This window comes from Spirochaetae bacterium HGW-Spirochaetae-1 (assembly GCA_002839375.1).
Taxonomy (GTDB): Bacteria; Spirochaetota; UBA4802; order UBA4802; family UBA5550; genus PGXY01.
The window spans coordinates 23150-44362 of the sequence record PGXY01000005.1 but is presented as its reverse complement, the minus strand read 5'-3'; the positions used below and the strand labels follow the sequence as shown (position 1 = coordinate 44362).

At 47.5% G+C, this 21213-nt stretch carries 21 protein-coding genes; 13 read left to right on the top strand and 8 right to left on the bottom strand.

Features of this window, described 5'->3' with window-relative positions; all coding sequences use genetic code 11:
• The first annotated feature begins 13 nt into the window (after positions 1-13).
• Both CVV44_10530 and CVV44_10525 read left to right on the top strand, forming a co-directional pair.
• Positions 14-271: a prevent-host-death protein gene (locus CVV44_10530; protein ID PKL38318.1), complete on the top strand. Its 258-nt coding sequence runs from the start codon at positions 14-16 to the stop codon at positions 269-271.
• Positions 264-536, top strand: coding sequence for a plasmid stabilization protein (locus CVV44_10525; GenBank protein PKL38317.1), 273 nt, complete (start codon positions 264-266; stop codon positions 534-536). Before CVV44_10530 ends, CVV44_10525 begins: the two co-directional genes overlap by 8 nt.
• Before the next feature lie 23 nt (positions 537-559).
• Here the strand turns inward: CVV44_10525 and CVV44_10520 are convergent, their stop codons facing one another.
• From CVV44_10520 to CVV44_10510, 3 genes are read right to left on the bottom strand one after another with little or no spacing between them, the layout of a single operon-like run.
• Positions 560-838 carry a hypothetical protein gene (locus tag CVV44_10520; GenBank protein PKL38316.1) on the bottom strand — a complete coding sequence of 93 codons (279 nt, stop codon included), beginning with the start codon at positions 836-838 and terminating at the stop codon, positions 560-562.
• A 54-nt stretch (positions 839-892) separates the two neighbouring features.
• On the bottom strand, positions 893-1735 hold the full coding sequence (locus tag CVV44_10515) for a hydrolase (protein PKL38315.1): 843 nt from the start codon (positions 1733-1735) through the stop codon (positions 893-895).
• A gap of 15 nt (positions 1736-1750) precedes the next feature.
• Entirely contained in the window at positions 1751-2500 is a 750-nt protein-coding gene (locus CVV44_10510) for a hypothetical protein (protein ID PKL38314.1), read from the bottom strand.
• Positions 2501-2742: 242 nt separating this feature from the next.
• Here CVV44_10510 and CVV44_10505 point away from each other — a divergent pair, with 242 nt between their 5' ends.
• Genes CVV44_10505 through CVV44_10490 form a run of 4 tightly spaced genes read left to right on the top strand, consistent with a single transcriptional unit; the run spans position 2743 to position 8579 of the window.
• Entirely contained in the window at positions 2743-4047 is a 1305-nt protein-coding gene (locus CVV44_10505; protein ID PKL38313.1) for an acetyl-CoA C-acyltransferase, read from the top strand.
• 10 nt (positions 4048-4057) lie between these two features.
• The gene (locus CVV44_10500) at positions 4058-6205 is read left to right on the top strand and encodes a fatty acid oxidation complex subunit alpha FadJ (GenBank protein ID PKL38312.1); all 2148 of its coding nucleotides are present in this window, start codon (positions 4058-4060) and stop codon (positions 6203-6205) included.
• Positions 6206-6217: 12 nt separating this feature from the next.
• The gene (locus CVV44_10495; protein PKL38311.1) at positions 6218-7366 is read left to right on the top strand and encodes an acyl-CoA dehydrogenase; all 1149 of its coding nucleotides are present in this window, start codon (positions 6218-6220) and stop codon (positions 7364-7366) included.
• 34 nt (positions 7367-7400) lie between these two features.
• Entirely contained in the window at positions 7401-8579 is a 1179-nt protein-coding gene (locus CVV44_10490; GenBank protein ID PKL38310.1) for an acetyl-CoA C-acyltransferase, read from the top strand.
• Here the strand turns inward: CVV44_10490 and CVV44_10485 are convergent.
• On the bottom strand, positions 8560-8811 hold the full coding sequence (locus CVV44_10485; GenBank protein ID PKL38309.1) for a hypothetical protein: 252 nt from the start codon (positions 8809-8811) through the stop codon (positions 8560-8562). The two genes, CVV44_10490 and CVV44_10485, sit on opposite strands and share 20 nt — an antisense overlap.
• Before the next feature lie 236 nt (positions 8812-9047).
• On the opposite strand from CVV44_10485, the gene CVV44_10480 reads away from it, so the two are divergent.
• Positions 9048-10136, top strand: coding sequence for a hypothetical protein (locus CVV44_10480; GenBank protein PKL38308.1), 1089 nt, complete (start codon positions 9048-9050; stop codon positions 10134-10136).
• Here the strand turns inward: CVV44_10480 and CVV44_10475 are convergent.
• Both CVV44_10475 and CVV44_10470 read right to left on the bottom strand, forming a co-directional pair.
• Positions 10126-11448: a B12-binding domain-containing radical SAM protein gene (locus CVV44_10475; protein ID PKL38307.1), complete on the bottom strand. Its 1323-nt coding sequence runs from the start codon at positions 11446-11448 to the stop codon at positions 10126-10128. The genes CVV44_10480 and CVV44_10475 overlap by 11 nt on opposite strands.
• Before the next feature lie 500 nt (positions 11449-11948).
• The gene (locus CVV44_10470; GenBank protein PKL38306.1) at positions 11949-13592 is read right to left on the bottom strand and encodes a hypothetical protein; all 1644 of its coding nucleotides are present in this window, start codon (positions 13590-13592) and stop codon (positions 11949-11951) included.
• A gap of 368 nt (positions 13593-13960) precedes the next feature.
• Here CVV44_10470 and CVV44_10465 point away from each other — a divergent pair, with 368 nt between their 5' ends.
• The 3 genes from CVV44_10465 to CVV44_10455 all read left to right on the top strand — a co-directional run bounded on the left by CVV44_10465 (position 13961) and on the right by CVV44_10455 (position 16245).
• Entirely contained in the window at positions 13961-15241 is a 1281-nt protein-coding gene (locus CVV44_10465) for a hypothetical protein (GenBank protein PKL38305.1), read from the top strand.
• Positions 15242-15617: 376 nt separating this feature from the next.
• Positions 15618-15914, top strand: a complete 297-nt coding sequence (locus tag CVV44_10460) for a nucleotidyltransferase (protein ID PKL38304.1) — start codon at positions 15618-15620, stop codon at positions 15912-15914.
• Positions 15904-16245 carry a hypothetical protein gene (locus CVV44_10455; protein ID PKL38303.1) on the top strand — a complete coding sequence of 114 codons (342 nt, stop codon included), beginning with the start codon at positions 15904-15906 and terminating at the stop codon, positions 16243-16245. Before CVV44_10460 ends, CVV44_10455 begins: the two co-directional genes overlap by 11 nt.
• A gap of 325 nt (positions 16246-16570) precedes the next feature.
• Here the strand turns inward: CVV44_10455 and CVV44_10450 are convergent, their stop codons facing one another.
• Positions 16571-17719, bottom strand: coding sequence for a hypothetical protein (locus tag CVV44_10450; protein PKL38302.1), 1149 nt, complete (start codon positions 17717-17719; stop codon positions 16571-16573).
• Between the two features lie 454 nt (positions 17720-18173).
• Here CVV44_10450 and CVV44_10445 point away from each other — a divergent pair, with 454 nt between their 5' ends.
• Together CVV44_10445 and CVV44_10440 are read left to right on the top strand one after the other, a co-directional pair.
• Entirely contained in the window at positions 18174-18434 is a 261-nt protein-coding gene (locus tag CVV44_10445) for a hypothetical protein (protein PKL38301.1), read from the top strand.
• Positions 18435-18450: 16 nt separating this feature from the next.
• On the top strand, positions 18451-19371 hold the full coding sequence (locus tag CVV44_10440; GenBank protein ID PKL38300.1) for an alpha/beta hydrolase: 921 nt from the start codon (positions 18451-18453) through the stop codon (positions 19369-19371).
• A gap of 127 nt (positions 19372-19498) precedes the next feature.
• Here CVV44_10440 and CVV44_10435 read toward each other — a convergent pair whose 3' ends face one another.
• Positions 19499-20830, bottom strand: a complete 1332-nt coding sequence (locus tag CVV44_10435; GenBank protein PKL38299.1) for an MFS transporter — start codon at positions 20828-20830, stop codon at positions 19499-19501.
• Between CVV44_10435 and CVV44_10430 the strand changes: the two genes are divergently transcribed.
• Positions 20805-21137: a hypothetical protein gene (locus tag CVV44_10430; GenBank protein PKL38298.1), complete on the top strand. Its 333-nt coding sequence runs from the start codon at positions 20805-20807 to the stop codon at positions 21135-21137. The two genes, CVV44_10435 and CVV44_10430, sit on opposite strands and share 26 nt — an antisense overlap.
• The last annotated feature ends 76 nt before the right edge of the window (positions 21138-21213 follow it).

Below are 21213 nucleotides of genomic sequence, written 5' to 3'. Positions count from 1 at the left end.
AAGGATTATAAAAATGACACTAACAATAACAGCAAATGACCTGAAAACTAAAGGAATATCCATTTTAAATGAGGAAACTTCTGAAGGCGATGAAGTTATCATAACCGTAAGAGGGAAAAACAAATATGTTATTCTTCCAATGGAAAAGTACAATTATTTAAGAGAATGTGAATTAGAAGCAGCATTACATGAATCAAGAAAAGATATTAAAGAAGGAAAAGTCTTTAAAGAGTCAGTTGAAAAACATATAAAGAGAATTACTCGTGGCTGAAATTATTTACACTGAAAGTTATAATAAACGAGCAAAAAAATTTATCAAAAAACATCCTGATTTACTTTCTCAGTATGAAAAAACTTTGAAGCTATTAGAAATTAATCCACAGCATCCTTCTCTTAAATTGCATAAATTAAAAGGAAAACTTTCAGAACTATATTCCGTGTCTATAAATATTTCTTACCGAATTTCCATTGATTTCATTATTGATGATGACATGATAATTCCAATTGATATTGGAAGTCATGACGAAGTTTATTGAAAAGCCGGGCAAGGCCCAACACTTCACTCCCTCGTAGGTTCATAGGGTTCAAGCTCTATTTCATCTTTGTCCAGGCTTTTTCGCATGTCGGCGATTTCTTTTCTGATGTCATCCAGGACCCTGTCCTGTTCAACCATGGCCTCGCTCAGGTCCTCGATGGTTTTTTCAAGGAAAGCGATTTTGATTTCCAGGTTTTGAAGGCGGTCATCGTTTTTCATGGCTGTGTTCCTCCTGTGCCTGTTGATGGATTTTAAAGCTTTCCGTACTTCTACTATAGTCCCCGGCGGGGGAAATTCCAACATTTTTTTCCTTGGGAAATGAGGTGATTCTCTTTTTTTCCGTCGCGGGATTTAGCGTCAGGCTTTTCCGTATTCCCGGTACAGGCCGGGCAGAATAGCGGCCAGGTTGCTGTATTCGAAGGCGCAGTGCCGGGCCATGAGATGGGGTGTTTGTTTCGGGATGGCGAGACCGCGCACCGGTTTCGTGTCGGCCAGTTTGTTGATGATGGAGTTCCCGGAAAGAAAATCCAGTTTGAGCTTTCGGCCGATCCAGAATCGGCTGCGCATCTCTACACCGTCTTTTGTGCTGCGCACGAAATGAATCATGTTGGTGTGGGTGACTTTTTTCGTGGCAGAGCCGCACAGGGCGCAGATGACCGTGGCGACATCGGCCTTTTCAAAGCGTGACGTATCGAAGCCGTATTCTTCGGGAGGAAAAAAGGTAATGGCCATGATGTCCGGGCCGATGCCGATATCCTCAACGGCGTAATTGGTATTGTGATAGTAGCGTTCCCGCAGTGATAACCGCGTATCCGATGCCCTGGCAATATCCTGAACTGAATTGCCGAAATGGGCCCCGGGATACCACATTTTGTAGCGCAGGCTTTCCAGGGGATGCCAGGCGAACCACCAGTCGATCATTTTGCCGGTCAACCCGGGCATCTTTGTCAGGACTGAAACATAACAGCTGTTGTCTGGCATTCGGCAGTATCCCGTTTCCACCGCATGGTACCCGGGATTTAAAAGATCGTTTATGTTTTCAAAGGGGAGGGTGTTACGGGGGTCCATGGGACCCGTTTCGATAATGTCCAGGATGTCCGGTGATACGGGCGACATGGCCTTGCCGTACAATGAGGCGTAGGGACGGGCTTTTTCTTCTTCGGTGAGGATATTTTTAAATAAATCCTTCCTGCCTGCCATCGCTATACCGTCCTTCTACTCCAGGATCTTCTTCAGGGTTTTTTCCAGCCAGTCCAGGTGGTCAAGCACAGCCTGCTTGGCAGCCTTGCCGTCGTGGCTCTCGATCGTTTCGATGATCTTTATGTGATGGTCGTAGAATATGCGTCCCACGCTTTTTACGTCCTGGAGCTTGTCCCTGCTATAGGGCAGTGCGCCCCTGATGATGCTGGAGATGGTCTTCATGAGCTGGGCGTAGATGGTGTTGTTCGTGGCATCGGCCAGGTCGCTGTAGAAGCGGGCATAGAGCTTCCCCCCTTCACGTACATTCAGGAGGTTGTCTATGCCGATTTTATCCACATCGGTGTGGAAATTTTTCAGGTTGGCAATCTGCGCTTTCGTGGCCTTTTCGGCCGCCATGCGGGCCGCTTCGGAATCGACGATTCTTCTCACGGCCAGGAGTTCCCATATCTTTTTATGGTCTACATGAAGAATTCCTTCAATCCTGGTCTCCAGCTGATGTTCTGAACTGTCCTGGATGAACTTTCCCTTCCTGCCCTGTGATTCGATATAGCCCTTGGCCTCGAGAAGTTTCATGGCTTCGCGCAGGGAGAGCCTGCTGATACCGAAGCTCTTGGTCATCTCGAATTCCGAGGGCAGCTTGTCGCCGGGTTTCAGGATTCCCCGGGCTATTCTTTCTATTATCTGGCCCGCCACGAGGTTGGGGATGTCGGGGGTTTTCTGTATTCGATTGAGGGATATATCCGATAAGGTATTTTCGTGCTTCATAATGACACTCCGTCAGTAGCGCTGCATGTACAGGTCATGCCTCTTGAAGACTACAATTTATGATATGTCCCATCCGTCAATCTTTTAATAATACCGGACTGACGGGACGGAAATCCGTAAAAAAGTATTGACCGGCACTTTATAGTGCAATATATTTGTTATATTGTAAGACAATATAACAAAGAGGATAGGCAATGTCAAACAGATTATGCCGGGAAACGGACGTGTAAGGGGAGGCCAGTATGACAGGAACGATTGAACGTGTCGCCGTAATTGACGGGTGCAGGACGCCTTTCCTGCGGTCCGGAACGGGGTACCGCTCCCTCATGGGATGGGAAATCGGCCGGTATGCCGTCAAGGGGCTCATGGCGAAAACCGGTGTTTCAGCCCGGGAAATAAACCATGTGATCATGGGATGCGTGGCCACGGACATCCGCACCACCAATGTGGCCAGGGAGATCGCCCTGGGTGCCGGGCTTCCGGAAACCATTCCGGCCCATACCTGCACAGTGGCGTGCATATCGGCCAACATGGCCGTGACCAATGGTGCCGATCTCATCGCCACGGGATATGCCGATGCGGTTATCGCCGGCGGCGTGGAAACCTTTTCCGATCCAGACATCAAGGTATCGAAAAAATACCGGGAATTCATTCTCGACATGACCATGTTCAAGCGGCCCAAAACCCTGGCAGGAAAAATGAAACTCCTGCGGCGCATGAAATTCATGGATTTCATCGTCCCGGAAAAGCCCGCCCTGGGCGAGTACTCAACGGGCCTCATCATGGGAGAGAACGCCGACAGGCTGGCCCGGCGCCTGGGTATCACGCGCCGTGAACAGGATGAATTCGCCGAGCTTTCGCACCAGAGGGCCGTAGTTGCGTGGGGAAAAGGAGTGTTTGACCGCGAGGTTGTGCCCGTGGTGCTGCCGGGTCAGTCAGCGGCCATTACCGCTGATAACGGACCCCGAGAGGAGACCCGCGTGGAAAACATCGGCAAACTCAAGGGGGCCTTTGACCGCAAATACGGCACGGTAACGGCGGCCAACTCTTCATTCCTTACGGACGGCGCCTCGGCCGTTCTCCTCATGCGCGAGAGCCGGGCCCGGGAACTGGGTCTGAAGCCCAAGGCCTATATACGATCGTTCGCCTATTCGGGACAGAATGTCCTGGAGGAGCTTCTCCTGGGGCCCGTCTTTTCCATGGTCCCGGCCCTGAAAAAGGCCGGCCTTGCCTTCGCGGATCTGGGCGTTCTGGAGATCCACGAGGCCTTCTCGGCCCAGATGCTGGCCGTCATGAAATGTATCGGTTCAAAAGAATTCGCCCGCGATAAATTCAACCTGCCGGACCGCATCGGGGAGGTGGACCAGGATCGCCTCAACCTGTACGGCGGTTCCCTGTCCATCGGGCATCCCTTCGGCGCCACGGGCGGGCGCCTCATCACCACGTGCTGTAACCGCATGATCGACGAGGGGAAACAGTTCGGTCTCGTTGCCGGGTGTGCTGCCGGGGCTATCGGCAGCGCCATTATTCTGGAAAACGCCGCATAGGGGGAGCGTGATGAATTCAACGATAAAAAAGAAATATATTGAAGTGAAAGTGAAAGACCATGTGGCCGTCATAACCGTGAATTGTCCCGGCACCAAGGTCAATGCCGTGTCCAGCGGGCTCCTCGATGAGATTACGGCCCTCATGCCGGAATTTGAAAATGACCAGGAGATCGAGGGACTGGTCATTGTGAGCGGCAAGAAGGACAGTTTTATCGTGGGCGCCGATATCGACGAGCTGAACCGGAAAACAACCCGGGAGGAGGTTATCGACTATATCAGCAAGGCCCACGTCGTGCTCAATAAGCTCGAGTCACTTTCCATACCCGTGGTCTGCGCCATACACGGCAGCTGCCTGGGCGGCGGCATGGAACTGACGCTCACGGCCCGGTACCGCATCGCCTCGGACTCGCCCAAAACGCAGATGGGACTTCCCGAAGTGAAACTGGGCCTGATCCCGGCCGGGGGAGGGACGCAGCGCCTGCCGCGCCTCATCGGCATCCAGAAGGCCCTGTCCGCCATGCTCCAGGGAACGAGCTTCCGGCCGAAGCAGGCGAAGAAGATCGGCCTCATCGACGAGATCGTGTCGCCCTACGGCATGGAGGATATCGCCATCGCCAAGGCTAAGGACCTGGCCTCGGGTCGGCTGAAGCGTAATATGAGAAAGCGTTCCTTCATGGAAAAAATTCTCGAGGGTAATTTCCTGGGCCGCCGTATTATTTTCAGCCAGGCCAGGAAGATGGTCATGCGCCAGACCCGGGGGCACTATCCGGCAGCCCTGGCCATTATTGATTCGGTCGCCTATGGTTACCGGAAGGGTATGAAAAAGGGACTTCTGAAGGAAATCCAGCTCCTGGGCGACCTGGTCCTGAGTCCCGTTTCCGGGGCACTGCGGAGCCTCTTCTTCGGCATGACGGCCCTGAAAAAAAATCCCCTGAAAGATAAGATCGTGGCTGTGGAAAAACTGGCAGTCCTGGGTGCCGGGCTCATGGGTCACGGCATTGCCGCGGTTTCCACGGGCCTCGCCGACACTATCCTCCTCAAGGACATGACTCTCGACGCCGCGGCCCGGGGCATGAAGGAAATATGGAAGGGCCTGGACAAGCGGTCCCGGTCCGGCGCCCTGACCCCCTTTGAGCGCGATGTGCAGTACGGCAAGATCGTTCCCTGTGACGACTACCGCAATTTCAGAAACACGGACCTTGTCATTGAAGCGGTATTCGAGGATATTACCCTGAAGCGAAAGGTTCTCCGGGAAGTGGAGGAATCAACGGGCGACCGGACTATATTCGCCTCCAACACCTCGGCCATTCCCATTACGGCCATTGCCGCCGAAGCCTCACGCCGGGAAAACGTTGTGGGCATGCATTACTTTTCACCCGTGCCGAAGATGCCGCTGCTGGAGATCATCACCACGAAGGAGACCGCTCCCTGGGTGACTGCCACGGTCCTGGAATTCGGCATACGCCAGGGCAAGACCTGCATCGTGGTGAAGGACGGGCCGGGATTCTACACGACGCGCATCCTGGCGCCCCTTCTTTTCGAGAGCGGTTTGCTGGTCTACGAGGGTGCCGAGATTCCCGCCATTGACGGGGCCATGAAACAATTCGGGTATCCCGTGGGTCCCATGGCGCTCCTCGACGAGGTGGGCATCGATGTGGGAACCCATGTGACCAGGGAGCTTGCCGTCATTTTCAAAGACCGGGGCATTGCGGCGCCTTATGACCTGGGAAAGATCGTGGAAAAGGGCTTCAAGGGCCGCAAGAGCGGCAAGGGGCTCTATCGCTACGATGTTCCTTCTAAAAAAGGAAAGCGTCCCGTCAACACCGAGGTCTATGCATTGTTCAGTGGCAGCCCCCGGAAAAACTTTACTGCTGAAGAGATACAGCAGCGCGTCAGTCTCATGATGATAAACGAGGCCGCTCTCTGCCTACAGGAGGGCATCATTGCAGATCCCCGCGACGGGGATATCGGGGCCGTCTTCGGCCTGGGGTTTCCGCCCTTCACGGGAGGTCCCTTCCGATACATGGACAGCCAGGGGATCGGCTCTGTCACGGCGCGCATGGAACAGTGCGTGGAGAAATATGGCGAGCGGTTCAGGCCGGCGCAGATACTGAAAGACATGGCAGTCGCGGGTAAAAAATTCTATCCGAACAATTAACGGGAGGCCTTTATGGACCGTTCACTGCAGTTTTCCGAAGGGCATGATATTTTCCGCAATTCGTTCCGGCGCTTCCTGGAAAAGGAAGTGGTCCCAGACTACCCGCTGTGGGAGGAAGAGGGGATCGTACCCAGGGAAATATGGCTGAAATTCGGAGCCAACGGGTATCTGCTCCCCTGGGCCGATGAAAAATACGGCGGCGCCTGCGCAGATTTTCTGTACTCTGTCATTATTGCCGAGGAACTGGGCAGGAGCGGCGCCAGCGGCGTCCTCGTGTCCCTGCACAGCGATATCGTGGCGCCCTACGTGGATTCCTTTGGTTCAGAGGAACAGAAGGAGCGATGGTTTCCCCGGTGCATCACCGGTGAGCATATTCTTGCCGTGGCCATGACTGAGCCCGAGGCCGGGTCTGATCTCGCTTCCATGAAAACAAAGGCCGTGAAGGCCGACGGGGGATGGCTCCTCAACGGACAGAAGACCTTCATATCCAACGGCATACTGGCGGATCTCATTGTTGTGGCGGCAAAAACCGGCGGTGCCGAAACGCCGGCGCACCAGGCCATGAGCCTTTTCATGGTTGAGCGGGGCATGAAGGGTTTTAGCCGCAACGGTCCCATAAAAAAAATCGGCTTCAAGGCCCAGGACACGGCGGAACTATTTTTTGATGATTGCTTCGTGCCCGATGAAAATCTCATCGGCGGCGAGGGCATGGGATTCATATACCTCATGAAGAAACTCCAGCCCGAACGGCTCGTCTGCGCCCTGGCCTCCCAGGCCGCGGCCGAGCAGTGCTTTGAAATGACCGTCCAGTATGTGAAGGAACGCGTGGTTTTCGGCAGGCCCCTGTCGCGTTTCCAGAATACGCAGTTCGTGCTGGCGGAAATCGCTTCGCAGCTGGCCGTGGGCAGGAGCTTTGTCGATGACCTTATCAGGAATCACATGGCGGGAAAGGATGTGGTGAAGGAGACCTGCATGGCCAAGTACTGGATCTGCGAGACTGCCAAGGAAATCGCCGACCGGTGCCTGCAGCTTTTCGGCGGGTACGGCTACTGCACGGAATATCCCATATCTCGTTTTTATGTGGACGCGCGTATCCAGACTATTTACGCCGGGACCTCGGAGATCATGAAGCTCATCATTTCACGGTCCCTGGGACTATAGCGATGTAATGAAAGAACAGCAGAGGAGGAAGGCCATGAGAGAGGTATTCATAGTGAGCGCTGTCCGGACCCCCGTGGGAAAACGAAAGGGATACCTGCGTGAGTGGAAGGCGCCGGAGCTTCTGGGAAGGGTCCTGGACGAGGTGGTGCTGCGCATCGATCTGGACCCAGCATCAATCGATGACGTGATAAACGGAACGGTGTACCAGATCGGCGAACAGGGATTTACCCTGGCGCGCATGGCAATCCTGGCCTCGTCATTTCCCGATGAGGTACCTGGCATGTCCGTGAACCGCCAGTGCGGCAGCAGCCTTACGGCCCTGCAGATCGGCACGGCCATGATCGCCTCGGGCATGATGGACACGGTCATCGCCAGCGGCTGTGAAATCATGACCAAGTACCCCATACAATCCGACATGGACGGCACCCTCTCAAACGGAAGCCCCATGGGAAATCCCTGGGCCCCCTTCTACCTGCGGCGGGTGAAGAACAGGCCCATGAGCCAGATGCAGGTGGCCCAGGCCATCGCTGAAAAGTGGGGCGTCACCAGGGAGGAGTGCGAGGCCTTTGCCGCGTCCAGCCATGCGAAGGCGCACAGCGCCACGGAAAAGGGCTATTTTAAAAACGAGATCATGCCTTTTGACGGTCTGGACATCGATGGAAGACCTGTAACACAGACCGTCGATGAAACGATACGGCCCGACACCACGGCGGAAAAGCTCGCCGCACTCAAGCCCGTGGCTGGAACGCAGTGGATCACGGCTGGGATATCGAGCCCTGTTACCGACGGCGCCTCGGCCGTGGTTCTCATGAGCGGGGAACGGGTAAGGGAATTGAACCTCAGTCCTATGGCCCGCGTGGCGGCATGCGCCGTTGTGGGTTCCGACCCCATGCTCATGCTCACAGGACCCATTCCGGCTACACGGAAGGTCCTGAAAGGGGCCGGGCTGTCCATGCAGGACATGGACCTTTTCGAAGTGAACGAGGCCTTCGCGCCCATTCCCCTGGCCTGGGCAAAGGAACTTGATGCCGACATGGACAGGCTGAATGTAAACGGCGGCGCCATGGCCCTGGGACATCCCGTGGGAAACAGCGGCACGCGCCTGACTATCACGGCCATCAATGAACTGCGCCGCCGTAAGGGTCGTTACGCCCTGGTAACGCTCTGCACGGGCGGGGCCATGGCACCGGCTGTTATATTTGAGCGGGCGTGACGGGAAGTTTGCGTATATCAAAAAGAAGAACTGGCAGGAGGCAGTAAAACATTGTTTCAAGAAAGACCCTGTTATCTGTCCTGAATGCGGAACTGCGATGAAATCCGATGTGGTGTTTTCTTTCCAGGCCCAACAGGCCATTGAGGCGTTGGTAAAAACCTCCCTGACCAAGGTTTCGCTTTTCATGAAAAAACAGTTTGGTATGCGAATAGGCAAATGTCTTAATATTCATCAGTGGGTTAGTGCGTAAAAAAGTGCAAAAATTTCCCTGTTGGCATGCGAAAATTTTAAAAAGCCTTGCCTTTTCGGAATATTTTAGCAATACAGTAAATCTAAGGTCGCCGGGATCAGCTTCGGATGCTTCGACAAGCTCAGCATAAGTATGACATTTTGTGTCCCATGAACTGGTTTCCGGCGGCGGAAATTCCTATGTATCAATAATAATGGACCCGGCAATAATATCATACTATGGACATATCCCTCTTCATACATTCCACAATATTTCTGAGCTTCTTAATGGCACTGGGCCTGCTCATCAGACCATGGCGCTTCAGGAACGTTGTGCTTGCCATATTCATAGCAGAGCTGGGTTACCTGACGCTTTTCATCAACCTTTTGCATACCAAGGCCATTTTTGATTATCCCAACTATTTTCTTTTTCTTCTGCCCGTGGAAATCAGCATCGGCCCGCTCCTGTATCTGTATGTACTGAGCTTCATCAAGGACAAGCAGAAATTTTATTATTATGACGTGGTGAATTTCATCCCGCTCATGGTAGTCGTCATCGTAATACTGCCCATCGCCTTTGCTCCGGATGAGACGAAAAGCAGCCTGGTGAAGATGTTTCTCATTCAGGGAGACTACAAATTCATTCAAATCCTGATATCGTCTATGGCCGCGGTGGTGGTGCCGGTTTTTTACATATCCCTTTCCATATGGCATATCTGGTTCCGCAGGCCCAGGGAAAACTTCGTATACCAGCCCCTAAACCTGTTGATAACACTGCTTATCATCTGGCTTCTCCTGGGGATCATGGGCGTTGCCGGCGCAGTGACACTGTCGCCGCGGCTCCTGATGCTGGACAGTGTCATCATCAGCCTTATCGTCATCAGCTTTTACCTGATTTCCATCAGGTACCCGTACCTTATGCAGTTCGGTACGATCCCGGCCAAAAAAAAGAGATATGCCAAATCGTACCTTGACAATGTTAACCGGAACAGCATAGACAGGCAGTTGAAAATCATCATGGAAGATGAGAAGCTCTTTTGCGACGAGGACCTTTCCCTGACTCGCCTGAGCGAGGCCCTGGACCTGACGAAAAACCAGCTCTCGCAGTTTTTGAATACATACCATAACATGAACTTCAACAATTTCGTCAACCGGTACCGCATCGATGAAGCCAAGAAAATGCTCATGGATGAGCCGGACAGGCATATCCTTTCCGTATCCTTTGCCGTGGGGTTTAACTCCTATTCAGCCTTCCATGCCACATTCAAGAAAATGACCGGTGTATCGCCCGCTGATTTTCGGCGCAACGGGAACGGGACTAGAAGTTGAAATCCTTTATGGCCTTGTAGTTGTAGTAGTTCCAGAACAGGTTAATGGAAGCATTGGTAAAACTCCCGGTGTTCTTGAAGGTTTTCATGCTTCTCTTCAATGACGAGCCAAACGTTGAGGTCCCGTCATAAACACTGCGCCATCCTGTTTTCAGTTCATCTATGGTCATATTGCGCGGCTCGATGACCGCTTCATAGGCATTGTACCTGACCCAGTCTTCAGGATAGTTGGTGTACAGGAGGCGCGCCTCGTTGCGCATTTGCTCATAGAGTCTGGTGCCGGGGAAAGGGGTCATGATGGTGAACTGGCACCCGTCTATGCCTGTCTCGTGGACGAACTCGATGGTTTTCTCGAATATGTCCCTGTTGTCGCCGTCGGAACCTAAGATGAACCCGCCGATGACGCCGATCCCATGTTCATGGAATTTTTTTATGGTGTCTTTGTAATTTTTTATCATTGGCCGCATATTGACGCCCTTGTCCATGAATTTCAGGGATTCCGTCTCTATTGATTCAAAGCCGATGTAAAAGGTGTTGGCCCCTGCTTCGGCTGCCGCACGGAGCAGGTCGTCGTGTTCAGCTATAGTAATACATACCTGTGACCCCCAGGACTTGCCCATGCCCTTCAGGTTTTTGAACAAAGTCCTGGCGTGTTCAATGCCCTCCTTGCCCAGGCCCACGATGCTGTCGTCGGCAATGAAAAAGCGTTTTTCCTTTATCTCTTCGATTTCCTCAACCACGTCTTTTATCGACCTGAACCGGTATCTGGCGCCGTTGAACTTTGTCACGGAGCAGAAACTGCAGTTGCATGGACAGCCCCTTGAGGTCTGTACCGAGTGTATCATGTATTTTTTTGAAAAGAGGCTCCTGTCTATTTTCGGAATCCCTTTTAGGCCGGGGAATACGTTTGCCCGGTAAATTCTTTTAAGGGTTCCTGTTTCATAGTCATTCAGGATCTGCGGCCACAGTTCGTCTGCTTCACCCACTGCAACTACATCAGCGTAGCGTGATGCTTCTTCGGTCATTACCGAGGCGTGTATGCCTCCCATGACCGTTGGTATCCCCCTCTTCCTGAATTCCTCCATGATCCGGTATGCCCGCGGCGCCTGGCCTGTTGTGGCGGTCACAGCCACAAGGTTGGCCTTCACGTCAAAATTAAGGGTGTCCACCATTTCATCCACGATGGACACTTCATATGTGTCAGGCGTCCTGCTTGCCAGTACGCCCAGGCCCATTGGCGGAAGGGCCAGCATTTTCATTTTTCCGAACACGGTGTTGTTGATATTGGGATTGATAAAAAGTATTTTTTTCATTGTGCGGCGCCTCTTTTATTCACGTTTTTCTGATATGCAGTAATTTTGGAATGAAGGAGAGTTGCAGATTGGCGAAATAATGGCATATATTTTAATATTAATCTTACAAGTATATGATTCAGAAACTTTCTGTTCATATTGAATGAATTCCGGAAAGATACGGAATATTATTCAGGAGGCAGGGCAGGGGGTTGATATTATTTTTTTATTCATATCTTTGACAAAACTAAACGTTTTTTTGTATTTTTATTATTAAATTAAATACTAAAAAAAATTACCCTGTTGACATGCGAAAATTTTTAAAAGCATTGCTTTTTCGGAATAGTTTAACAATACAGTAAACCTATGGTCGCCGGGATCAGCTTCGGATGCTTCGACAAGCTCAGCACAAGTATGACATCTTGTGTTAAGATATTTTGCCTGTGTCGCTCTATGCAACTCTCGATCTCAGTATTAAGATATCCCAGCTAATCGTACCGGTCCAGACAGTTTTTGGTCCATTATTTTTTGAATCCTTCAAGGCGATCTCTGGCTCTCAATGTACCATCGATAAAAAATTTTCCAATGATTTCTCCGACTATTGTATCATTTTTTTTTCTATCACTCATCAGGCTAATCAGAAATAATTCAAAGGATTCTCCTGGTTGATTTTCCAACAGGCAGATAATGCCCAGTGATTTATACACATCATAGAGATATTCATCATTTTCTTTCAAATACCTGATTTCATTTAAAACAGCTTTTGCTTTCTCTATTTTTCCCTGCTTTAATAAAATTATTCCCAGAAATAATTTTGACTTGATATAGCCACTATCTATTTGCAATGCTTCTCTCACGGATTTTTCCGCTTCCGTTAATTTCCCTTCCGAAGAATATGTGTATGCTTCGATTAAATAATCATCTCTAGTTGGATATTTTTTGAGTTTTAAATCGATTAATTCGTGTATCCGTGCATAATTATTATTTTTCTTTTTGTTAAAGTAGGCCAGCAGGGACAACCCCTCTGTTTTTGGCTTAATACGGTATTCCAGTTCCTGGTAGATTAACATTTTATCCATATCACGCTTCAATATATAAGCAGCTGTTAACCAGCCATAGAGATCATGCTTATCCAGCAGGTTCATTCCGACCTGCTTTAGATAATAGCTTTCAATTTCATCAAGAAGTTTATAATCCTCAGCATTAAGACAGGTTAATTGCTCATCAAAGTCCAGAAGTTTGGATTCTTCAAACAGCATGACTTTCATGAAAATAAAATAGAGTTCCTGGAAACGTAAAGCTGATTGTATGTGCACCTTTTCAGGTGACTTTCTTATTCTCTTCATCCAGGAATTATAATGAATGCCTTTATAAATCAGGTTATGCGTGGATTCGGTTTCGAATATGCTTTTATCCATATCCTCCATTATTATGGCGTATGGTATTATATTAACATTCAGGGTAACCATGGCATGAATGAAATCATTGTTGCTATTGCATAATTTAATGCCTTTATCACACATTTTATACATGGATGTAATATCACCGGAATAACCCAGTAATATGGCATACATTCCATATTTTTCAGCGGATTCTCCCAGAGCTAACGTCGATTTTGAATATTGTATTCCCTCTTCGATATATTTTTTCTGTTCTCGTATATCCTCAAATAAAAAAGAAAGCTGCAATGAATTACAAACCTCGACAAGCTGATCATAGAGCTTCTCTTTATTGGAAACAGGAACCGATTTCTCCCTGTTTTTCAAAAGAGCATAAGCCTTCAGCAGGCAGTCACGCGAAAGTTTTGAAGATGTTTTATCATACTTATCAAGATCATCGTACTCATCGGAAAGCGATATATATGTTTCGATGTCTTCATCAGTGTCCTTCAGTGATTTATTTAAAGCATTTATTCTATCCCTGATCTCCCTTTCCATATCATGCTTATGGTCATTTTTTCTATCCTTGCAGATGTTATCCAGCACTGACGAGCAGGAATATTCAATATTGAAGGAAACGGAAAAAAGAGGATATAGGTTATCCAGCAAATATTCTATATCTTTTGCATCGAGCGGCTTTATCAGCTTAACATCACTTTCTTCCGCCTGCAGGGTAATGCCTGATAAAAATATAGAGACAAGAATAATGGAAATTATTTTTTTCATTTTACCCAATCTGAAAATCGTAATAGTCAGCTAAAATTCCTAAGAGCTGTTTACAATACCACACTCATTCCCAGGGGACCATGATTGTACAATGAATTGGAAATTCTGCAAACAATCACCCTTCGATAAGGCCTGATATCTCTTTTCCTAACCTGTTTCCGAGAAGGAATACATTAATGAATTAAAACAATATTCGCTAAAGGCAAGGCATTTTTAAAATTGACAAATTAAAAGCAATACTAAATCACAAGACTATCATCATTTTCAAATAAATTTCTGCGAGAGTACACCTTTTGCCTGTAAAAAAAATAGCACTAGCATGCGGATTATCAATTTTTTTCCTGCTTCAGCAGGCAACACCTGAACCGTTGCCGGAAGAAGAAAATTCAGAGCAGCAGGAACACTTTATTCCTTCATACAATCAGTTTGAAGGCATGAAAATTGAAAAGATTCTTTTTTCAGGTCTGCAAAAGATCAGAAGAGAAAAGATATCCCCTCTTCTTAACAGCCGGGAGGGAGAACCGCTATCACATCGAAAGGTCTCCAGGGATATAAAAAATATTTATATGACTGACAGATTCGACAGGATTGAAGCGCTTATCGATGCAGGAAAGGAAAGCATTACACTAAAGTTTCTTTTTTCAGAAGCGCCCCTGATAAAGGAATTAATTATCACAGGGGTAAGTGATGAATTCAAGGAAAAGGTCTTCGGTTTTTTTAATCACATTGAAGGGAAGAGCTACAGGAAATATCGCATAAATAACTGTATCGAGAATGTTCGTAAATTTTATGCAGAGCTGGGACTATATAAAACTTCCATCTCCTTTGAAACTGCATCGGCAAATGACCACGAGTATGAAAAGGTAGTGCAGGTAGTAATTAATGAAGGAGTATATAAAAAAGTACGATCCGTCACATTTTCAGGATTATCAACATTTGAAGAGTTTGCATTTCGAAAAACTCTGTCAATGAAAGAAAATCGAAATTATAATAACAGTATTTTCGAGGAAGACCTCAATACAATAAAATGTTACTTTCAGGATAGAGGCTATCTCAATACCGTAGTAACCGTTCCGAATAAAAAATCATTTGATTCTGAGAATGGGCCATACGAAATAGACATTCACCTTTACATTGAGAAGGGCGATAAATATTTATTCGCCGGATATACCTTTGAAATCAAGCATGAACTGGAAAAACCGCTTTTTACAGAGGATCAGCTTGCAAATCTGGTTTCCTTAAAACCGGGTGATGTATTTAACATTACCAATTACAACTCAGACAGAGAGGCAATAGTTTATTCGTACGGATGCAGTGGCCACATCTTCGCAAGGGTTGATGGTAAAAAGGAATTTTCAGCCAGGCCTTCTTCAACTGGGGTAAATACTTTCTTTGTAGCCATTCATTTCCTCATCGAGGAAAGGGAACCTGGATATATTGATACTGTTATTATTAAAGGAAACTTGAAACATACGGTAGAAGAATTAAACAAATATATCTTTTTCCGCAGCGGAGAGAAATTCAATGTTGAAAACTTTACTAAAACCCGCGAGCTTCTCCTGAAGCTGGGAACCTATACTGAAGTTAACTTCGATGTAAGGCCCGGCTCCCCCAATGGATATCTGAACGTTGTGATTGAGTGCAATTAGCACTGTCATATTGAATTTCTTAGCCAAGAATGCCACCTACCAGTCATTCAGCCATGTGAAGATTGGCCACCACGGCCTTAAGGCTGAAGGCCAGAACCAGAATGATCAAGGCGTAAAATTTCAAAAAGCCTTGCCTTCCCGGAACTTTCTGCTAATAATCTGACCTGTCGGTTGCCAGGAACAGGTTCAGATGTGTCCCTTCAACCGGTTTTTGATCCCGGAGATTACTAAATTCCTAAACTCATACGCCGGGTATTATGAAAGGTCCTTTCCAGAATACCCAGGAATGCCCCTCTCAAAGACTTTCTAAAAAGAGCTTGATTTTGTAATATAGTCGGTACTATATATTCCATAAAATAACCTGAACAATATAATCATGAATTTTTTAGAAAAACATAAAGACGAAATCGTGCATATCTGTAAAAAATACAGGGTCTTGAGACTTGTTGCATTTGGCTCTGTATTGACTGACGATTTTTCAGAAAAAAGTGATGTTGATTTTCTCCTTGAACTCGAGGGTTCTGAAAATGGTATGATGCGGTATATGAATATAAAATTTGAGCTTGAAGAACTTTTAGGCCGAAATGTAGATCTTGTTATGCCGGGGGCTCTTTCAAATCAAAGGCTCAAAAAGTATATTTTTGCGACAACCAGAGAAATTTATGCAGCGTGACCCCCTTGTTTGTGTTGAAGATGCATTAATGGCATGTTTGCTTATTCAGGAATTCACCTCTTCAATAAACTATGATTCCTTCAGTGACGATTCTCGAACCAAAGCTGCTGTTGAGAGACAATTTGAAATTATTGGAGAGGCCCTCAACAGGATTAAGCAAATTGATGAAACAATTCTTGCGGGTATTTCCAACTGGCGTCAGATAATAGGGTTCCGAAACGTTATAGCTCATGGCTATGATGTAATAGAAGATAAAGTTGTATGGGATGCTGTAATAAATGACATACCGGTATTAACCGGACAACTTCAGGGGATTTTGAAAGAGATTTGATTTTAAAAAGCCTTGCCTTCCCGGAACTTTCTGCTAATAATCCTCACTGACCACTTGTCGAACCACAGCACAAGTAAGACATCTTGTGTCCCCTTAGCCATTTTCTGATAGAGGAAATTCCACTATGTATCAAGTTAAGGGCAATCCTTTTTAATTAATGATCAGAATAGTGGCGGAGGAGTTATTCAAGATAAATTATTCAGTATACTTGCGCATAACCAGACGCATTGCGGGGAAAGCCTGTATAAAACAGTACAACTCTTTCTTTATTACATAACTTCTCTCCGGCATAGACTATACCGGAGAGAAATCAGATTTTCTTCTGTCAGTCCCAGGTTGTACCATTATCGGTGCTTCTAAAAAAGTAAATTCCTGTATTGGTTCGAAAGGCGATACAGATAGTATTTCCCGAAGCCTGTATCTCCGGAAATAATTGATCATAATATTCGACTGTTCCAAGTTTTTTTAATGTCCATGTTGCTCCGTTATCCGATGAACGGGCGATATAAACTTCTTTATTGCTTCCATTATTTTTCGTAAAAACGAGATTGAAGTATCCGGTTGATACGGCAAGGCTTGTCATGTCATCATAAGCAGAAGCAACTTCTATTGGTGATGACCAGTTAACCCCGTTATCGGCTGAACATATAGCGTACACCTTATCGTCTACATCATTGAAATATGATACCACGATATTATCATCTACTGCGGCGATGTCAACATTCTGATCAATCCCAGCATCATTATTATCAAGAACCATCTCGGTCCAGTTTGCACCTGAATTTCCTGTACGAGCGAAACGAACTTCAGTATTAGTATCATCGGTATAATTAATATAAGCTGACATCCATATAGAAGTAGAATTCATACAACCGGCCATACCACCAGCATTCATGCTACCATCGAGGGATTGCATAACCGTTGCCGTAACAAAATCAGCACTCAAATAACTGGCTGTGTCTCCACCTGTATAAGGTAAAAATGTTGTGGTTCCTGAAATGGAAATGTCGAGACATTGTGAAGCAAGGGTTGCGCCGCCTAACGCGATAGTGGTGTCATCAAGAGCGGTAGAAGCGACATCAGAGGCGTCATCCATGGTAGAAACAGCAATATGATGTGCGGTGTCGAATTGTCTATAAAAAAGATACAGTGTATCAGCACTGTCTACCGCGGCCCGCACCATACCATTGCTGTCCTGGTCAGTATCGAACACCTGGCTGAAGGTAGTCCCGGTGTCACCGCTCCGATACAGACGAATTGTATTACCCGAATCTGTATTTTGATAAGCAACCCAGACATTAGTGCCTGCAAACGCAAGGCCAAACATGTTACCTGACACAGATGTGTCGCTGACCACCGTATGCATAACAGGTGCTGGCCCGCTATCACCCTCTCCGCATCCGCTTAAAGCAAGGAAAAATAGTCCCGAAAAAATTAATGCAATTGTATACTTAAAAATAATAGATCTTTTCATTCAGTCCTCCATAGTAGGTTGTTTTTACCATTAAGATCATGGCGATTTTAGAGCAATTTTTTTGAAACAGTCAAGTAGATTATAACATTTTTTCTATATTATATTCAATTGTATTCAGTGCAGATCTTTCAACAACCTACATGGGACTCACGCTGAAAAACCCCCTGGTCGTATCAAGCGGCGGGCTTTCCGGAACAGCTGACTCAATCGTTGAGATTGAAAAAGCGGGAGCCGGGGCTGTTGTTCTGAAATCAATTTTCGAAGATCAAAATTTAAAAAAGCCTTGCCTTCCCGGAACTTTCTGCTAATAATCTGACCTGTCGGTTGCCAGGAACAGGTTCAGATGCTTCGACATCGGTTGACTCACTGACCACTTGTCGAACCACAGCACAAGTAAGACATCTTGTGTCCCCTTAGCCATTTTCTGATAGAGGAAATTCCTGTGTGTCTAAATATGGAATTCATGGATGCAATAAAAAAAAGAAGAAGCATACGAAAATTTAAAACCGAGAGCGTTTCCAATAAAATGATTATGGAGATTGAGGCAGGGGCTTTTATCGATACTCCGCTGGATGGAGAAGGTTTTGCAACGGCGATGAAGAACAGGGCTGTAATGTCAGATGCTGATGCTGCATATCCTAAATTTAATGCGGCGATTGCAATTGACCATATGACTCTTCGTGCCACAAATGAGATTCTGCTTAAAACTGTTTAATGAAGAGAGGTTATAAATGAAAAATAAAAAAATAATTTTTACATCAGTACTGCTGTTATCTTTGACTATTTTATCCTGTTCACTATCTCAAAGTATGTACACAGGTTACAAAAACATGAAGCGTTCTTCTGCAGATCTTGTGCAGAAATCGGTCCAGGTTGCAGATTATTCAATGGTTTACCTTGAAGGCGGGAAAGGTGAAACTCTGGTCTTGATTCACGGATTCGGAGCAGAGAAGGATCACTGGACTTTGATGGCAAAGTATCTGTCGGATAAATATCATCTTATCATTCCTGATCTTCCCGGTTTTGGTGAATCGGTAAAACGTGATGATATGAGTTATGATGTGGAGAGTCAGGCGGATAGAATACATTATTTTCTGAAAAAATTAAATGCAGGAAAAGTTTTTATCGCAGGTAACTCCATGGGTGGAAATATCTCGGGAATTTTTGCCGCGAAATATCCCGATGAGGTTGCAGGGCTTATACTTTTAGATACTGCCGGTATTATTGCGCCGGAGAAAAGTGATCTTACTAAATCACTGGAAGCTGGAATTAATCCTCTTATTGTAAACAGCACTGAAGATTATGATCGTCTTATGGAATACGGGTTTGTAAAACCTCCATATATACCGGGACCGGTAAAAAGGATTCTTGCAGAGCAGGCGATAAAAAATAAGACGTATAATGAAAAGGTCTGGTCTGACATGAACCGAAAACCGGTGCTGCTGCAGGATCGTCTTAGTAAATTGAAGATGCCGGTGCTTATTCTATGGGGAGATAAAGACAGGATAATTAATGTGTCATGTGTTCAGGTACTGGAAAAGAATCTTAAGAACTTCCGGACGCACATTTTGAAAGACTGCGGTCATGCGCCGATGGTTGAGCGTCCCGGGGAAACCGCCGGTTATATAAAAGATTTTTTACAGACCATGTAACGGCTGTAATGCATGTAAGAAAAATGACACAGGGAGAGGAGGGGGCGGCGTTGCCCCTTCCTCGTGATCCAGTCTCGGATACTCCGGGGCACCCTCACCCGGGTGGTGTACCGGGAATCTCTGCGTGTCATCCTCCCGAATACTCCGGCGGTTTCCGTAGGGCGCTTGCTGTCTGAAGCCCCATGGCCACCTCGGGCAGAATGCCCAGTTTAACGTAAACGGGCCTGATGCTCCGCCGCAGGGCCGGGAGCCGCCCGATGAAAAGAATCCCAGCCAGGATGATAAAGACGCCGCCGGCAAACACCGTGGCGGGCGCCCCTATCCTGGAGGAGAGACTTCCCGTGATAAGGCTTCCAATCGGTGCCGCACCCATGAAGGCCATGGTGTAAAAGCTCATGACGCGGCCACGGATGTCTTCCCTGACGATAGTCTGGAGGATGGTATTGCACGAGGCGATGTTCACTATCATGCCGAACCCGATGATTGCCAGCAGAACCATGGACAGGGGCACGGACCGTGACAGGGACAGGCCCGCCAGACCCAGGCCGAAAATGAAAACACTCGCCGCGATAATCCGCCCCAGTCCCAGGACGCTTTTCCTCATGGAAAGGAAGATCGTTCCCAGCAGGGCCCCCACTCCCGTGGAGGCCGTGAGGAACCCGTAGGTATGGGACTGGCCATGCAGGATTTCCGTGGCGAAAACCGGCAGCAGTACGGGAAATGACATGGCAACGAGGCTCATCATGCTTACCATGATCAGCAGGTCCCGGATAGGCGTGAAATTCAGGACATAGGTGAATCCTTTTTTCATGTCGGCGAGGATGTTCTGTTCGGGGATGCCGGGCTTTATGTAAGGAATCCTCATAGAAACCAGGGCCATGATGGAGGCCACGTAACTGACGGCGTTGATCGTGAAGCAGGCGGTTTCTCCGGCAACGGCGATGATTATTCCGGCCAGGGCCGGGCCCACCAGGCGCGATGCGTTGAATATTGACGAGTTGAGTGCGATGGCATTAGCCAGGTGTTTTTTGTCCTCCACCATTTCAATGACGAAGGCCTGGCGTATCGGCATGTCGAAGGCATTGACAACTCCCAGGAAAAAGCTGAGCAGCACGATGTGCCATACCGCAACGATCTCTGTCGCTGCAATGATCGTGAGGGTGACGGCCTGTACCATGGCCAGTGTCTGTGTTATGATCAGGATGCGGTGCCGGCTCTGGCGGTCGCTCAGGACACCGGCAAAGGGGGATAGTATGAAGGCCGGGATCTGGCCGGAGAAACCCACGATGCCCAGGGCCAGGGGTGACCGGGTGAGCCGGTAAACCAGCCAGCTCACGGCCACGGACTGCATCCAGGTGCCTATAAGGGATACCCCCTGGCCCATGAAAAATAGGCGGAAGTTTCGGTGCTGCAGGGCCCTGAAGGCCTGGTTCATGCCTGTATTTTTTGTTTCCTTCATCCCGCCTTTCTCTCGGTTTTTGCCTTTATATATAGTGAAAACAGGGAAATGTATCACCGCAGTAAATCAGCATTATATACGGGTAGAGCTGCCATTCAAGAATAATAAGGAAAACATGAAAAAATATATTTTTACCGTGGACGTGATGAAATTTTTGGTAATCAAACGGGAAAAATCGATATTATCAGAAATAACATATCCGGCCGGACGGTATTATATTGACAAGACTGAACACCTGTTTTATAAGGGAACCTCTATAAATCATTATTTGGATGTTCCCTTGTGGGCACAAACATGGGAAAAATAAGGTTTTTTCATTTTATTGTTAATGAAAAACCTTATTTTTGGAGGTGCCCATAATTGACCACTGTTCAGGACTTTGT

Coding starts and splice junctions, on each gene's coding strand:
- CVV44_10530 (PKL38318.1), top strand. CDS start 14: ATGACACTAACAATAACAGCAAATGACCTGAAAACTAAAGGAATATCC.
- CVV44_10520 (PKL38316.1), bottom strand. CDS start 838: ATGTTGGAATTTCCCCCGCCGGGGACTATAGTAGAAGTACGGAAAGCT.
- CVV44_10515 (PKL38315.1), bottom strand. CDS start 1,735: ATGGCAGGCAGGAAGGATTTATTTAAAAATATCCTCACCGAAGAAGAA.
- CVV44_10510 (PKL38314.1), bottom strand. CDS start 2,500: ATGAAGCACGAAAATACCTTATCGGATATATCCCTCAATCGAATACAG.
- CVV44_10505 (PKL38313.1), top strand. CDS start 2,743: ATGACAGGAACGATTGAACGTGTCGCCGTAATTGACGGGTGCAGGACG.
- CVV44_10500 (PKL38312.1), top strand. CDS start 4,058: ATGAATTCAACGATAAAAAAGAAATATATTGAAGTGAAAGTGAAAGAC.
- CVV44_10495 (PKL38311.1), top strand. CDS start 6,218: ATGGACCGTTCACTGCAGTTTTCCGAAGGGCATGATATTTTCCGCAAT.
- CVV44_10490 (PKL38310.1), top strand. CDS start 7,401: ATGAGAGAGGTATTCATAGTGAGCGCTGTCCGGACCCCCGTGGGAAAA.
- CVV44_10485 (PKL38309.1), bottom strand. CDS start 8,811: ATGAATATTAAGACATTTGCCTATTCGCATACCAAACTGTTTTTTCAT.
- CVV44_10480 (PKL38308.1), top strand. CDS start 9,048: ATGGACATATCCCTCTTCATACATTCCACAATATTTCTGAGCTTCTTA.
- CVV44_10475 (PKL38307.1), bottom strand. CDS start 11,448: ATGAAAAAAATACTTTTTATCAATCCCAATATCAACAACACCGTGTTC.
- CVV44_10470 (PKL38306.1), bottom strand. CDS start 13,592: ATGAAAAAAATAATTTCCATTATTCTTGTCTCTATATTTTTATCAGGC.
- CVV44_10460 (PKL38304.1), top strand. CDS start 15,618: ATGAATTTTTTAGAAAAACATAAAGACGAAATCGTGCATATCTGTAAA.
- CVV44_10455 (PKL38303.1), top strand. CDS start 15,904: ATGCAGCGTGACCCCCTTGTTTGTGTTGAAGATGCATTAATGGCATGT.
- CVV44_10450 (PKL38302.1), bottom strand. CDS start 17,719: ATGAAAAGATCTATTATTTTTAAGTATACAATTGCATTAATTTTTTCG.
- CVV44_10445 (PKL38301.1), top strand. CDS start 18,174: ATGGAATTCATGGATGCAATAAAAAAAAGAAGAAGCATACGAAAATTT.
- CVV44_10440 (PKL38300.1), top strand. CDS start 18,451: ATGAAAAATAAAAAAATAATTTTTACATCAGTACTGCTGTTATCTTTG.
- CVV44_10430 (PKL38298.1), top strand. CDS start 20,805: ATGCCTGTATTTTTTGTTTCCTTCATCCCGCCTTTCTCTCGGTTTTTG.
- CVV44_10435 (PKL38299.1), bottom strand. CDS start 20,830: ATGAAGGAAACAAAAAATACAGGCATGAACCAGGCCTTCAGGGCCCTG.